The following is a 15,104-nucleotide window of genomic DNA, read 5'->3' as shown; positions in this document are numbered from 1 at the left end:
ACGAGGGCGAAGGCTGCCTTAGCTCACTTCCTAGACCACGGATTAGTCGGGTTGCTCATCAAGGCAACGAGTCGACTGGCGCTAGGCCTACCCTAGGGAAAACGCCCCGCCCCACCCCGTTCACTGCACGTAGACAGTGGGGTACCTGGGAAATACAAGCCCTGAGCGGCTTTGTTCCTTTCCCGTGCAAGGCTCACCTGACTGGTGCTTGTGGCGGTGTCGCCGGGGCGCCGTCCAGGAGAGTGCTTTCCGCGTTGGCGATTTTTGTTGTCACGGCTTTGGAGTGTGAGACGACAATCGCCAACGCGGTAAGAGCAGTCAAAGCGGCAAGGTAGATACCGATGAAGAGCGAGTTTCCGGTCGCAGCGAAAACTGCGGTAGCAATGATGGGCATGAGGCCGCCGCCGACGATTGCTCCGAACTGGAAACCGAGTGAGATTCCGCTGTATCTGAGGTTGGTGGGGAAAAGATCACTGAACATCGACGGTAAGGACGCATACGATGCTGCGTTTGCTACCAGCCCGATGGTGCAAGCCAGGATGGCAAGCGCAATGACGCCAGTGTTGAAAAGGGGGAAGAACGCAAGAACGGCGAGAAATTGAACACAGATACCGGTGATCATGATTTTCAAGCGACCAAACCGGTCGGCTAACAGCCCCATCACGGGCATCGAAGCTGTCCAGATAAGACCAGAAATGATGATGATCGTCAATATTTGATCACGGGAGTAGCCAATTTTCGGCGCAGTGCCGTAAGAGAGAATGAAGGTAAGGATCAGGTAGCCAACGGCAGCGGCGGACGCGTTCCCGAATAGCGTTAGCAGCACACTTACTGGGTAGTTTCGCAGGACCGAGAGGATCGGTACCCGCGCGGTCTTGACCTTCGCGGCTTGGGCGAACAGGGGACTTTCATGGAGATTGTTCCGGATAATGAGTCCGATGACGACCAGGACGACGCTCAGGATGAACGCAATTCTCCATCCCCATGCATCAAACTGAGTGCCGGTTACTGCCACAAGGGCCAGAAGGACGATGTTAGCGAGAACCGATCCTGCCGGGACACCGATCTGCGGTGCCGAACCGTAGAAGGAGCGACGCTTGGCGGGAGCATGTTCGACCGCCATGAGGGCAGCGCCGCCCCACTCAGCGCCTACCGCCAGTCCCTGGATAAGCCTCAAGACAACGAGGATGATGGGTGCCGCCACTCCGATCTGCGAATAGTTGGGCAGGAACCCCACGGCGATCGTGGATAGGCCCATCGTGAGGAGCGAGAGTGTGAGTATACGTTTCCTGCCGATCCGGTCGCCGAAGTGCCCAGCGATGATGCCGCCAAGCGGCCTGGTCACAAATCCGACAGCGAATGTGCTGAACGCCGCGAGTTGACTGACAGTCGGGTCGCCGGTCGGGAAGAATTGCGGGCCGAAAATCAGCGCTGCGGCCGCGCCGTAAATGATGAAGTCGTAGTACTCGAATGTCGTGCCGATGAAGCTCGCAAAGAAGACTTTCCGAGCTTCGCGAGGATCGCGAAATTTTTCTTGGACTTGGCTGATACTCACTGGGATCTACTTTCTGTTCCAGACACGGTGACGATACAGCGACTGTGCAGCGTCTTATAAGGTGTTAGGGGTATAAAGGGGCCGATTGGTGCCGTATGCATGATTCCGAGCTTGGTTTCAGCGCATGATTCATTCCCTTGAGCACAAATTTGTTTCTTCAAGGCTGAGCATTTCCGGGCAATCGTCGAGAAGCGCGCTCACCCGTCGTACTCAGAATCGGACGTTAGGCCGGACCATTGTTACGAGGAACATGCTCGCGGGTCTCTCAGAACGGCACAGCTTCGCTGGCGGGGACAGTGTACCGGGAAGGATCGTGACGAGTTACGAGGATGCCGGCACACCCATGGGGCGATCGCCAACGGCTTGAGGGCTGCCTCGGCATCGTGGAGCAATTCGTGAAGCTGGGCTTCGCGAAGTTGATCGGCTCTGGTTGTGCAATAGTCATATGTCCTCCTTGACGTGACTTCCCCCCTTGGCAGCGCTGACCCGTGGCCGGTTCGCCTCCGCAACTCGAGCATCTCCACTTTGATCATCTAACCGGTCTTGGCCATGCGCGGTCCTGCTCACCGTAAGCCCCCCATGTGTTATAGGACAAATACATAGAATGAAGGGAATCATAGTCATCCTGATATACATTGAGATTTGCCATTTGCCTCAGGCAGTGGGGTAGGAGTTTCCATAAGTCGGCGAGTGTTAGCCCTACGGCCACACGAGCGGCGATCGCGAGAACCGCCGACTGCGAACAGCCGTACGGGGGCTCCTATTTACCGAAACGGTGTTTATCGAGAGCCGCATGGCTGTACTTGGCGTGAGCCTAACGGGGCTTCTGCATCCCCGCTGGCATCCCTGAAGGCCCTCAGGCCGGTCCTCTGAGCAGATCCGCGGGACGAACAGCCGCAGCCGTCGCAGAATGGCCGCTCCCTGGACACGGAACAAGTTACCGGCGACGCAAAGGCTTTATGCGACGACGGGCAGGCAGCGGCGCCACGTCTGTATGCGCTGGCGTGGCACTTCCCATGAAAGTTGAGGTGGCATCCGGGCACTATCCCCCGATGCCGCCGGGTGCGACTGGGAAGGGAGGCCCAGGCAAACCCGTGCTCGCTGATCACGAGGCCGGAATTGGTGGCGGCTCCGATCCGTCCATAGCTGGGGTCATTCCGGGTTCTCCACGGCTGGAAATTGGGAGCCGTTGGGATAGCTCCCTGGCACCAGTAGCGGTGATTACCCAAGGAGAATTGTCCCCGGCTGTGGGCGGGCGGACGGCACTTCTCACCTGTATATAGATCAATTCCGGTTGTTTCGAGGTCCATGCAAGGGACCCTCGTCAGCTTTGGGTGTGATTAGATCTGTCATCGGCAGGGCTGCTGACCAGCCAGCTTCTCTACCCCATGCACTTCGGACAAGCAGGGGAGTGCCGGATGTCTCCGGCACTCCCCTGATTGTTGCTATGACTTCAATGGCCTGGGTCAGCTGTGGGCGTGGCTGTGGTCGGTAAGTACGAGGTCTTCTCCAGCGTCCAGCCCGATGAGCCGTGCAATGTTGCCGGCGAAGATCTTTTGCCGGTTCTCGGTGGTGATGTCGAGTTCCTGGACGACTCTGATCATTTCGCGGATGTACAGCGGTCCGCCTTCGGGGTCGAAGGGGCAGTCGCTGGCGAAGACGACGCGTTCGGCGCCGAAGAATTCGAGCCCGCAGCGGGTTCCGATGGCGGATCCGGAGAGTGCTGTGTCGGCGTAGAAGTCCCTGAAGTAGTCGATTGGTTCGCGTTTGAGCCTGTGAACCAGCCGCGTGTATTCGGGGTCGTCGGTGCGGCTGCCGAATTGGTCGGCCCAGCCGAGCCTGATGCGTCCTTCCATGTAGGGGATCATGGCTCCCATGTGGTGGGTGATGATGTTCAGCCCGGGGTGGCGGTCGAACAGGCCTGAAAACACCATCCTGGCCATGGCAGCGCTGGTTTCGTAGGGCCACCCGAGCGCCCACCAGATTTCAAACTTCGAGGAGTCCTCGGTTCGGTAGTCGGTGCTCTTGGCGTTCCGGGTGGGGTGCATCCAGATCGGCAGGTCCCGCCGGGCCATCTCGGCGAAGATCGGTTCGAAGTCCGGGTGGTCGAGGGGTTTGCCGTTGACGTTGGTGAAGACTTGGATGCCTTTGGCGCCCAGGTGGTCGATGGCGTAATCGATTTCCTTCAGTGATGCTTCCGTTGAGTTCATGGGCAGGGAAGCGACGAAGGCGGGGAACCTGTCGGGGTGGTCATCCACGATCTCTTTCATGGTCTCGTTGGCCAGGCGGGCGAGCCGCCAGGACTCGTCGGGGCCGAGGAGGAGTTCGATGGGAGGGGAGGAGAGGGTGAGGATCTGTTGATAGTCCCCGCCGAACTCTTCCATCATTTTCAGGCGTGCATCGAGGTCGTGGAGTGCCGGGAGGTCCAGCCAGCGTTTAAGGGCGCCGGGGTCGGTGACATGCCGGCACATTTCGTCGAAGTAGCGCCGGGGGAGGATGTGGCTGAAGGCATCGATTTTCATCAGGATTCCTTTGTGGTGTTGGGGACCCAGCTGGTGATGCGCCGATCGACGAACTGGACGAGAGCGATGGCGGCAAGGGCGACGGTGATGATGACGATCAGGATTGCCAGGACTGCTGCGCCGTCGAAGCTCTTGCCGGCGACGGTGACCATGCGGCCGAGCCCGACGACGGCGATGAACATTTCGCCGTTGATCATGCCCGTGACGGCTCGTCCCATGCCGAGGCGGATGCCGGCGAAGATCATGGGGGCTGCGGCGGGAAGGATGATCCGGGTGACGATTTGCCATTCGCTGGCCCCGTAGGATCGGCCCATCTCAACGAGGGACTGGTTGACGTTCTCGACGGCGGAGGCGGTGTTGATGATCATGATGAATGCCGAGTACATGAAGATCACGGCAACAATTGATCCTTGCCCTGCCCCCAGGATCGAGAAGAAGATGGGCGCGAAAACGAGGGACGGTGCGGTCAGGAGTGCGTAGACGTAGATGCCCAGCGCGGCGTTCACGCGACGGTAGCGGCCCATGGCGGTTCCGACGACGATGCCAACGAGGAGGGAAAGTCCGAACCCGAGGACGAGGTTAGCGAGGCTTGTGGCGAGGTTGCCGAAGATCTCGCCCCTTGTGATCATTGACCACAGTTCTGTCAGGACTGCGGTAAGCGGGGGGAAGAACGGGACCTTGGCCGCTTGGCCAACAAGTTCCCACAGCACAGCTGCAATGGCCAGGGAGGTCAGGGATGCGGAGGCCCTGCCGTTCAGCAGGCGTTTGGAGAGCCCGCCGCGGGGTCGGGCGCCGGTGGTGATGGCTGTCATCGCCCTGCCCCGTTGAGTGATGCGGGGTTTTTGGCGCGGCGCTCCTCGTGCATCTCCCGGAGCCTGTCCCAGAGGTAGGCGGTGATTTCGACGTATTCCTTGGAGCGTTCCAGTCCGCCGACATCGCTGGAGCGTGGGCGTTCCAGCGGTACGGGGACGATTTCGGAGATCTGGCCCGGTCGTGCGCTCATCAGGACAACCCGGTCACCGAGGAGCACTGCTTCTTCCATGGAGTGGGTGATGAATACGACGGTGAGCTTGGTGCGTTCCCAAATGCTGAGGAGTTCTTCCTGGAGCAGCCGCCGGGTTTGTTCGTCCACTGCGCCGAAGGGTTCGTCCATGAGGAGGACCTTGGGTTCGACGGCCAGGGCCCTGGCCAGTCCGACGCGTTGCTGCATGCCGCCGGAGAGTTCGCCTGGGCGTTTGGTTTCGAAGCCGGCGAGGCCGACCATGGAGATCAGTTCGCGGGCCCGGTCTTCGCGTTCGCTTTTGGATACTCCGCGCAGGCGCAGGCCGAAGGCGACGTTTTCGAGCACTGTGGACCAGGGGAGGAGCGCGAAGTTCTGGAAGACCATGCTGCGGTCCGGGCCGGGGCCGCGGACGGGGTTGCCTGCGATGGAGATTTCGCCTTCGTCCCAGGGCATGAGGCCGGCGATCATTTTCAGCATGGTGGTCTTGCCGCAACCGCTGGGCCCGAGAACGGTGAGGAATTCGTTGTCCCGTACCGAGAGGTTGACGTTGTCCAGGGCGCGGACGGTGGAGCCGTCCTGCCCGGTGAAGGTTTTTCCGAGTCCGGTGATCTCAATCATCGTGATCCCCTTCCTTTCTGGTTGTTCGGCGCCCAGGGGGCGGCCTTGCGCTCAAGCCAGTGAGCGAGGGAGATGAGCAGTAGGGCTTCGATGAGGATGGCGACGATGGTGGCGTAGAGGCCTGGACCGTTGAACATGCCGCGGAACTCGAGGATGAGTCCTCCGAGGGCCAGGGACACCATCAGCAGTTCGACGATCACCATGCCGGTAACGGCGCGGCCGAGACCGAGCCGCAGGCCCGTCATGATGGACGGCAGTGCCCCGGGAATCAGCACCCGGAACCAGATTTCCCGTTCGCTCGCACCGAAGGAACGGGCCATTTGAATGAGGGTGGGGTCGACTTGTCGGACTCCGGCGCGGACGTTCACGATCACCATGACGATGGCGAAGATTGTCACCAGGATGACGCGGGACAGCAGGCCGAAACCAACGGACATGATCAGCAGTGGAATGATCGCGGCCATGGGGGTCACCAGCAGGATGTTCAGGTAAACGTCCGAGTACCGTTCCATGGTGCGGAACCGACCCAGCAGCACACCGACAGGTACGCCGATGATGACCGAGAGCGCGAAGCCGATGAACAGCGCCTGGTTGCTGATGAACATGGCTTCCCAGAACTCGCCGGATCCCAACAGTTCCACGAAGGCAACGACGGTTTCGGTGAACGTGGGGACCAGCAGTCCGCCCCAGTAGGTGCCGTAGAGCTGCCAGGCGAGGGCGAAGAGGGCAAACGTTCCGATCTGGTAGGTGAGGTTCGAGTCCAGTACCCGGATCCAGGCCGGCCGCTGGCCTCTTTGCTGCCGCACGGGAGGCTGGGTCGTTTGCGACTGCGCGTTGAGCACGGCGGTCCGCTGGGTCATCGCGACCCCAGGAAGCTCAGGTCAGCTGCTTTGGAAGCGTCGAGGCCTTTGATCACTCCGGCATCGACGAAGAAGTCGATCGTGCCCTGCACGTTCTCCTGGGTGAGGGCGCCGGCATCGAAAAGACCGGCTTCGACGTAGCGGGCGGCGATTGCCGAGAGCGTGGGGCTGGCTTCTTCGCCCAGGTGCTTTTCGGCAAGGCCTACCAGGTACTCGGGATCAGCGTTGATCTTCTTGTGTTCGTCGATAAGCGCGGTCACGAAAGCTTGTGCGGCTTCCTTGTTGTTGCTGAGGAAATCGGAGTTTGCGTAGACCGTTTGCGGGTGGATTGCGGGGAGCTTTTCACCGAAGTTCACCACAGGGGAGAAATCGGCTCCGGCCGTCTTCTCCAACGTAACGACATCGGAGATCTCAAGGGCCGTGGCGTCGATCTGACCGTTCAGCAGAGCCTGTGCGCGTACGTCGGAACTGCCAATGACGAGGTAGTCCGGTTCACCGGACGTGCACTCTTTTTCCACCCATGACCGGACCATGGCCGTCGCGACGGCGCCCTCACTGAAGATTCCAACCGGCTTGCCGCTGAGGTTGTCACATGTGCTGATACCGGGCTTGCCGTAGAGCGCCCACTGGTTACCGATGACATCGGCGATGATCTTGATCGGGGCACCCTGTTGGATGGCGATCAGTGCCGGACTGGTGGCCTCGGCCGAGATGGCGTAGTCGCCCTTGGCCAGACCCTCGATAGCGAGTTCGGGTTCTGCAAGCTCGTCGATCTTGACGTCATAGCCGGCGGCCTTGACGGTATCCAGCGCGGCAATAATCGGCACGGTTGTCAGGTCCGGTTCAACCAGGGCCACGGTAAAGGCCTTGCTGGAAGCATCTCCTGCCGCCGAATTGCCCGGCGCCGAGCAGGCGCCCATCGTCGTCGCGACGCCCAGAACCGCCGCCAAAGCCAGTACTTTTGCCCGCGGACTGCGGGATCGATCCCCTGTGCGAAAGCAGTTGCGGGCTCCTACTGGTCCGCGCCTTGCCGCGGATTCCGCGAGTTTGCCCGTGTTATGTGACTTCATCGTCATTCTCCTTGTTCGGAAGTGGCTCCCGTCACTGTAGCGGGATCGATCCCGCTTGGTCAATTACTTTTTTCTGGCGGCGCTAAACGACATCCGGGCGTGGTTCACATCCAGCATTCATATGGGGACATTGCAGACCCTGAAAAGAGCCGCCCGATGGCCCAGGGCGTCCGGGCGTGGATCCTTCGGCTGGAGGGCGAGCATGGATCCACAGGCCCCATTTCCCTGGATTCGCGGGGTTGCGGCGAGAGTTCAGGGCCTGCAGAAAGCCGCGGCGCAGAGGAACTTCCGGTGACTTTTCCCGGATGGCGGAGGGTGTGACGTACTGCCGGCCGGCAGTTTGAAAGAACCCAAAAAAGGGTTCTCATGGCGACCTGTTACCGCCGGGTCCTGGAGGAAGTTGCGCGGGAAATTCACCGCGTCGCTAGGAAGTCGGGATCGATCCCAATGATTAGCTATGACGTGGCGATTGTAGCCACTGATTCCCTTGCCACCAGGGTCGGGGTTGTCATTCGGAGTTCGGGTTTCTGGGGAGGTGACAAGAGTAGGTCCAGGGCATTTTTGGCCATGTCGGAAAAGGAGACCTTCACGCTGGTCAGCGGGACGGCCATGTGCGCCGCAATAGGTGTGTCGTTGTAGCCGACCACGGACAGGTCGGCGGGGACTCTGACTCCCGTCCGCTGCGCGACCGCAATAAGTCCGACGGCCAGGCTGTCATTGGCTGTGAAGACGGCAGTAGGGGGCGTAGCCAGGGACAGGAGCCGCTGGGCCACGTGCCCGCCGGCTTCCATGCTGAAATTCGATTCGAAGATCAGCTCCGGTGCGACGTCGACGCCGAACTCAGCCATGGCATCCCGGAATCCGAGCTCTCTTTGCTGGGAACTGGAAGCATAGGAGGGCCCACCGACGAAGGCAATCCTGGTATGGCCGCGTTCGAGCAGGTGTGCTGTGGCAGCGTGGCCGCCGACGCGGTCATCGATCACTGCAGCCGAGGACCTTCCGTCGGTGCGCAGTGCCAGGGAGTAGGCCATGCCGAGGTCCTGAAGCTCCGTGAGAAGGGGATCTGCACCGTCTGTGCGCGCAGTCGTCAGAATCATGCCGTCGATCCTCTGGGCCAGCAGTGATCGCCCCCGCTCCAGCGCTACCCGGGGATCGTCTCCCGTGGTGATGACTTCAGCATGCAAGGAGCGGGAGTTGCACTCTTCGACAATGGCCTCGTACAGCATTGCCATGACCGTGTCAGTCAGTCGCGGGACAACCACACCGATAATCCCGCTTCGCTGCCGCCGAAGGTTGGCCGCCCAGCTATTGGGAACGTATCCCATGCGCTGAGCTACCTCCCGAACCCGTTCGGCTCCCGGCCCACCTGACGGCGACTGCCGGTCCAGGGCCCGTGAGGCCGCCGAGCGGCTCACTCCGGCCAGGGCAGCGATGTCGGACAGCGTCAGTTGCTGCCCATCACGTGGTGAGACGGCCATTTCGCTCCCTTGCAGTGAATGTCTGTCCCACCAGCATACCGGGATCGATCCCGCTACAAGTTGCGAAAGCCTCGGCCCGGCGTGCATCATTGAGGAAATCTAGGTTGGAACGCGCTTTCCCAAGTGCTCCGACCGCAAGTATTTCCTCGCCGGCTGGCGCCCCCAGCTGGAATGAGCCGACCGTTTCTTGCTCAAACATAAATTCCCTCCCACGAATGAAGGAATCGGATATGAGTGCCCACAGCCCAGAATCTCTTACCGTGCAGGTCGCCAGCTGGACCTCAATGGACAGCGCCTTGGATAAGGCGGTCCAAACCCTGTCGCAGAGGGCGAGGTCATCGCGGTGCGGCATTCTTGTCACACGAAGTGGCCCTGGTGACTTCACGGTGAGCGTGAAGCGTTCGGTTCCGTTCGGCACCACGCTCGAGCGCAACAACTGGTAGACGCAACGCCGCCATCCGAAGGCCGGGCGTTCGGACGGTAGCTCTGTTCCGTCCTTCGGCAACAACCGCCCCAACCAACCACGCGTGACGCTGCAAGGTGCCTGCAGTCATGCAGTGGCCGAACCTCACAGCTGCTGAAGCGCGCCGCTCTCTAAACATTTCATTCCATACTTGGTCAATGAGGACCCAGCAGGTGCTGGAGAAGGAGGACTCGCATATGCGCGAGCCGAAAAGCATCACAACCACAGCCACCGGCTCCAGTGCCGCCAGGCTGAATGCAGAGCTGGTGGCACGGCTTGAACGATTGCCGGTGACCCGACGCCTGACCCTCATCCGTGTCGTCATCGGTTCGGCGACATTTTTCGACGCCTACACAGTCCTGGCAATCGCGTTCGCCATGCCCCAGCTCGCCGTCGAATGGAGCCTCAGCGCCGGGGAAATCGGCATGATCCTCTCCGCCGGCTACGTCGGCCAGATTTTCGGGGCACTGTTTTTTGGCAACCTGGCTGAGAGGATAGGACGGCTGCCCGTCCTGCTCATCACCATCCTTCTCTTTGTATCCATGGACGTGGCCTGCCTCTTCGCCTGGGGAGCATGGTCAATGATCATCTTCCGGTTCATTCAAGGAATCGGCACAGGCGGCGAAGTGCCAGTCGCCAGCGCCTACATCAACGAATTTGTCGGCGCGAAAAAGCGGGGCCGCTTCTTCCTCCTCTACGAGGTCATCTTCCCCGTGGGCCTGATGTTCGCGGGAATCGCCGCATACTTCCTCGTGCCGGCCTTCGGATGGAAAGCCATGTTTATCGTCGGGCTCATCCCGGCAGTCCTCACCATCCCCATGCGGATCTTCATGCCGGAATCCCCCCGCTGGCTCGCCTCCAAGGGCCACATCCAAAAGGCAAACGACGTCGTCTCCCTGCTTGAAAGAGAAGCCATCAAAGCAGGAGCCACACTGGCCGAACCCGTCCCAAGGCCGGTAGACCCCAAGGCCACCGCCCGCTCCGACTGGCGGGAACTCTTCACGGGCATCTACCGCAAACGCACCTTCACCATTTGGTTGCTCTGGATCTGCGTCTACATGGTCAACAACGGCCTCATCACGTGGCTGCCGACGCTGTACAAGCAAACGTTCAACCTGCCCCTGCAAACCAGCCTCGCCTATGGCTGGGTCACCTCCGCGGTAGGCGTCATCGCCTCGATCCTCTGCGCCCTGCTCATCGACCGCGTCGGCCGCAAGCGCTGGTACACCGTGGCATTCCTGGCCTCAACCGTGCCGCTCATTGTCCTCACGGCACTTGGCGCTGTGTCTGCTACCCAAGTCGTCGTCTTCGCCAGCGCCGCTTACGCGATCCTGCAGACCATCTCGTTCTCCTTGTACCTCTACTCCGCCGAGCTCTACCCCACCCGCCTTCGCGCAATCGGCACCGGGTTCGGCAGTGCCTGGCTCCGGGCAGGATCAGCCATCGGCCCCGTGCTTGTCGGCTGGATCGTAGAGAACTTCGGAATCAGCTACGTATTCACAGTGTTTGCCGCGGTCGCCCTCCTCGGAGGACTCATCACAGTCTTCTTCGCCATCGAAACCAAAGGCCGAGTCCTCGAAGAACTCTCACCGTAGCCCACACCCGCTACCTTCAGAACATACTTGCTCACTGATAGGAGAGAGCTGTGGGAGTCTTGGTCGCACACGGCAAATTTAAGGGTTCACTCACTGCAGCCCAAGCTGCAGCTGCCATTATCGAAGGAGTGCGGCGCTTACTCCGAAGCTGAGGTGATCGCATTGCCAACGCTGACGGCGGAGAAGGGACACTCAAGGCAGCCCTTCGAGCAGAGTAAGGGCTGTGTAGAGACCCCACGGTCCCACAACCGCCATTACAGAAACTGCTACGGCATCTGGGACTTGGGCTTGCAACCATGTCCCGCTCCAATGCACTTCTCTCCCACAGCTACGGCTCAGGTCAGTTGTTTCATTGCGGCTCGAGCTGCCGACGCCCGAGAAATTGTCGTCACCTTGGGCAGATCTGCCATGACGGACGGAGGCATGGGCGCGATCCGCGCCCTGGGAGTACTGGTCATGGATGCCAGCGGGTTCCTCTTGGTGGATAAGGAGACCCTAGAACACCAAGGCGGCTGTGATGATGCGCAAAAGGTAGGTCGGGTAGCAGCGGGGTGCGCGTTGTCGCGCCCCGCTGCCACTATCGAGGCCCAGCGTTACTCGGCGCCCCACTCCGGATCGAACTGATCCACATTTTCCTTCGTGACGATCGAAGGTTGCTTAACGTACTGGGCATTGACGCCAGGCGGGTCTATTTTCTGGCCATTGACGGCCTTGACGGCCATTTCGCCGGCAATCTTACCGAAGGTGTAGGGATAGTCAGCTGATGTCGAAAAGAACTTCCCGTCCTCAACAGCCTTCTTACCGGCCCGGCTGCCCCCGGCTCCAACGATCTTGACTTTGCCAAGGAGCCCTGCAGCTTCGAACGCGGGGATAGCCGCGATCGCGGTCTGGTCGCCTGCCGCGTTGTATACGTCGACGTCGGGGTGCCTCTTCAGCGCCTCTGGCATCAGGCGCGCAATAACAGAGGGATCGTACTCTGCGGCGAGAACCTCAACGACCTCGACGTTCGGAAGCTCATTGACTTTATCCACCAGTGACAGCGTGAGGGGGTCTCCTTCAGCAGCGATCTCGATGAAGACTTTGCAGTGGTCCTTCCCCTCACAGGCCTTCTTCACCATCTCTGACTGCAGGTAAAGAAAGTCCTTACGAGTGGCAACTGACGAACCAACAATCCCGGGTACCTGCGGCATAAACTCATCGGGATCCTCGCCGGTGCAGGATTCGACTGCAATAACTGGAATACCGGCGGCGTGTGCGGCCGCTGCAGAGGCGATGCCCAGCGGGGGGTCGAACGGACACAGCAAGATGACGTTGTAACGACCCGAATCGATAGCTTCCTGACACTGCAGAGTCATCTTCTCAGGGTCGAAATCCGAGTTGAAGATATCAAGAGTTCCACCGTCGGGCGAAATGGCTGCCATGACCCCATCAATCTGCGATTGCTGGTAATCATCTACGAAGTACGTCACGTACGCCACGTTTGCTGCTTTCATGCTAACTCCTTCATTGCGCTCAGTTGAAGTAAGCGCGGTTTATCGACCGGGAATCGGATGGGACGCCCGTCTCTACTGGATGGTGGTTCCTGAACGCGGATTCTGCCTGGCGCTAGATTTGAGGATAAGCACGCAAAACCCATATGGACTAATAGTTGTTTTGAGCGGCTCCCATATTCATATGCCTATCGATTGCTCCAGCGTTCACTCATCTCATTCCGGCTCAAACGGGAACTGAAGGAACGGAATGACCTTGAGGGAGTCCGGGTTGGTCGGGCAGGTCCCGTTTGAATGTCTGCTCGCTAACTGAAGGCCGGGCGCAAGTAATAGCGTCGAGATCCTGCCTGTCCCCGACGACGGCTCAATGAAGGTCTTACTTCCTTTCTGTCCGCTGGCGAGTGCTGACGCAGGGTGCTGTAGTTGAACTCTTGGCAGTAAGGTGGGTCGCAATTACGGCCCTCGTTTCGGAGGGAACTTTGGTTGTCGTCGGCGACATCAACATTGACGGGGCAGACGCGACGGCGGAGCGCATAACAGAGCATGGCGGAACTGCCGTAGCGATCAGTTTGACTTCTCCAAAGGAATCGATATCAGCTTTGGCCCAGGAAACAATTGCCAATTCGAAGGGGTCGATGGTCTTTCAAGGTGGGATCGGACCTCTCCGAGGCAACGATGGGAAGGGATGCCAACATCCTGGGATGGACACCGCGGTTTGGCGCCTGACGACGGACGCCAACCTCATCGGTTACAGTGACCTGCAAAGCAGTAATACCTCATGCTGGAGCAGGGCGGCGGCGTCATCGTGAACACAAGCTCCGCTGCCGCTCACAGCGGAGAAGCGAATTTTCCAGCCCATTCGGCGTCCAAAGCCGCCATCGGTGCCCTGACGCGGCACGTCGCCCGCGCATGGGCAGGGCATCCGCTGCGACGCGCTCCTCGCCCTCCTCATTCCAGCTGTAGAGCCACGTTCCAAAAGGGTGGATCTGCGAATCATGATTTCCCGTCTATTTGTCTCCTACGTCCTGTGCTCGGCAGATCGACCTCGTAGAAACTAATGGCAGGACAGTCTTGAAGACGTGACGCGTGCCACATAGACTCTGAATATCGAACAGAAAAGTTCGGTATTCGAAGCGTCCAGTCCCGCTGCTTACTAGCGGAATCATGCCCTGCCGCTTCGCCACAGTGTCGACGAGTGTTTCTCAGCCGTCTAGCACTGGTTTGATAAAGACGCTAAATACATGAGGAGGAAAGGCCATGAACCTTAGTTGGGAACTTTTCTCTGCGCTCTTGGGCGTAGGCAACAGCGCGTCCGACTGGACTGTTCGCAAGTCAGAGAGCTTCCCGTATGGGGAAATCACCTCAGCCGCTTGGGAGGGCTGGTGGCATCAGGAGGAAACCGGCATGGGTAATTCAGCTTGTAAATGGCCAGCAGATTCTGCCCAACAACGGCCGCTAAGTTCGACCGCCAGTGGCAAAACCGCCCGGTAATGGCCAAACGCGTGTCTGGCCGCTGAGGGCTTCCTTGCTGGAGTTGATGCCGTGGGTCGCGTCCAAGGGACTCGGCCACCTCCACCTTGTTGCGCCGATGTCCACGGCCATGGTGGTGGATGCCTCGGCAAGCCTCGCGCCCGGGATCGCGGCGATGCCCACACCGCCCCAAGGCGATCACGGCCACGCACCTCGCTGCGCTTGACCCCGCCCGTGTTGATGGCGGCACCGATGTCGGCCACTCACCGCACCCAAGCACGTCCAGGGCGGCGGCATAACCTCTGGGTCCACCTTGGTGCATCGCGCTGCGACCAAGATCTCTTCACGGCGAAGGCGCCGATGCCAGGGCGAGGGAGAGTTGGGTTCTGGGATTACTCAAACTCCTAGTTAAGCCTGCTTCATTTGCTACTGACATTTGATAAGCGGCGTGAACGCTATAATCCTTCGCCGTTTGTAGATCGGGATACCAAGTCATCTCGAAGCCCGAGTCAGATGATCGTGTGATCATCTGTCAGAGCATCGATCTCCGCAATGATGAGAAAGGCCGTGCTCATTGAGTACTTCAACAATCTGGCCGGGGTTAAGAACGTTCCAGTTCTTAATGTAGCGACCCGTGGGTGGGGCGACCTGGTGACTACTACGGCCAGCCAGTGCTTCGACTACTTCCATCGCTAGTAGCCCTCCTGTTCGCGATTGCGTTTTTCCGGACAACGGCGGGCAGCCAGTAATCAACATCCACCACTCCTTTCTCCCCGCCTTTGCCGGTGCTTACCCGTATCTCAGGGCAAAAGGCCGAGGCGTAAAGCTCATCAGAGCAACCTCCCACTATGCAACGGAGGATCTGGACGAGGGGCCCATCATCGAGCAAGACGTCATACGCGTTACTCACAACGACCCTGCACTCCAACTCGAACAAAACGGCGCAGACGTGGAACGAAGTGTTCTCGCACGTGCAGTTC

Annotated in this window: 10 protein-coding genes and 1 pseudogene; 3 read left to right on the top strand and 8 right to left on the bottom strand. The window is 59.8% G+C overall.

Translation table 11 applies throughout. From position 1 onward, the window contains the following. Positions 1–193: 193 nt before the first annotated feature. The 7 genes from P2Q66_RS10890 to P2Q66_RS10860 all read right to left on the bottom strand — a co-directional run bounded on the left by P2Q66_RS10890 (position 194) and on the right by P2Q66_RS10860 (position 9,106). The gene (locus P2Q66_RS10890; protein ID WP_275727965.1) at positions 194–1,555 is read right to left on the bottom strand and encodes an MFS transporter; all 1,362 of its coding nucleotides are present in this window, start codon (positions 1,553–1,555) and stop codon (positions 194–196) included. Between the two features lie 1,466 nt (positions 1,556–3,021). Then, the gene (locus P2Q66_RS10885) at positions 3,022–4,077 is read right to left on the bottom strand and encodes an amidohydrolase family protein (protein WP_275727964.1); all 1,056 of its coding nucleotides are present in this window, start codon (positions 4,075–4,077) and stop codon (positions 3,022–3,024) included. Continuing rightward, the gene (locus P2Q66_RS10880; protein WP_275727962.1) at positions 4,077–4,889 is read right to left on the bottom strand and encodes an ABC transporter permease; all 813 of its coding nucleotides are present in this window, start codon (positions 4,887–4,889) and stop codon (positions 4,077–4,079) included. Before P2Q66_RS10880 ends, P2Q66_RS10885 begins: the two co-directional genes overlap by 1 nt. Continuing rightward, positions 4,886–5,698, bottom strand: a complete 813-nt coding sequence (locus tag P2Q66_RS10875; RefSeq protein ID WP_275727959.1) for an ABC transporter ATP-binding protein — start codon at positions 5,696–5,698, stop codon at positions 4,886–4,888. The genes P2Q66_RS10880 and P2Q66_RS10875 overlap by 4 nt, the downstream gene beginning before the upstream one ends. After that, entirely contained in the window at positions 5,695–6,558 is an 864-nt protein-coding gene (locus P2Q66_RS10870) for an ABC transporter permease (protein WP_275727958.1), read from the bottom strand. The genes P2Q66_RS10875 and P2Q66_RS10870 overlap by 4 nt, the downstream gene beginning before the upstream one ends. Next, positions 6,555–7,508 carry an ABC transporter substrate-binding protein gene (locus tag P2Q66_RS10865; protein WP_275727956.1) on the bottom strand — a complete coding sequence of 318 codons (954 nt, stop codon included), beginning with the start codon at positions 7,506–7,508 and terminating at the stop codon, positions 6,555–6,557. The genes P2Q66_RS10870 and P2Q66_RS10865 overlap by 4 nt, the downstream gene beginning before the upstream one ends. A gap of 575 nt (positions 7,509–8,083) precedes the next feature. Then, the gene (locus tag P2Q66_RS10860; protein WP_275727955.1) at positions 8,084–9,106 is read right to left on the bottom strand and encodes a LacI family DNA-binding transcriptional regulator; all 1,023 of its coding nucleotides are present in this window, start codon (positions 9,104–9,106) and stop codon (positions 8,084–8,086) included. 621 nt (positions 9,107–9,727) lie between these two features. Here P2Q66_RS10860 and P2Q66_RS10855 point away from each other — a divergent pair. Together P2Q66_RS10855 and P2Q66_RS10850 are read left to right on the top strand one after the other, a co-directional pair. Continuing rightward, positions 9,728–11,164, top strand: coding sequence for an MFS transporter (locus P2Q66_RS10855; protein ID WP_275727953.1), 1,437 nt, complete (start codon positions 9,728–9,730; stop codon positions 11,162–11,164). Between the two features lie 309 nt (positions 11,165–11,473). After that, positions 11,474–11,788, top strand: coding sequence for a glycerate kinase (locus P2Q66_RS10850; protein ID WP_345795628.1), 315 nt, complete (start codon positions 11,474–11,476; stop codon positions 11,786–11,788). Here the strand turns inward: P2Q66_RS10850 and P2Q66_RS10845 are convergent. Then, positions 11,758–12,657, bottom strand: coding sequence for a sugar ABC transporter substrate-binding protein (locus P2Q66_RS10845; protein ID WP_275727951.1), 900 nt, complete (start codon positions 12,655–12,657; stop codon positions 11,758–11,760). The two genes, P2Q66_RS10850 and P2Q66_RS10845, sit on opposite strands and share 31 nt — an antisense overlap. A 2,203-nt stretch (positions 12,658–14,860) precedes the next feature. On the opposite strand from P2Q66_RS10845, the pseudogene P2Q66_RS10835 reads away from it, so the two are divergent. Further along, positions 14,861–15,104: pseudogene (locus tag P2Q66_RS10835) on the top strand (formyltransferase family protein); the annotation flags it as partial.

This window comes from Arthrobacter sp. Cr_A7 (assembly GCF_029222765.1).
GTDB lineage: Bacteria > Actinomycetota > Actinomycetes > Actinomycetales > Micrococcaceae > Arthrobacter.
This window is presented reverse-complemented; position numbering and strand designations above follow the sequence as displayed.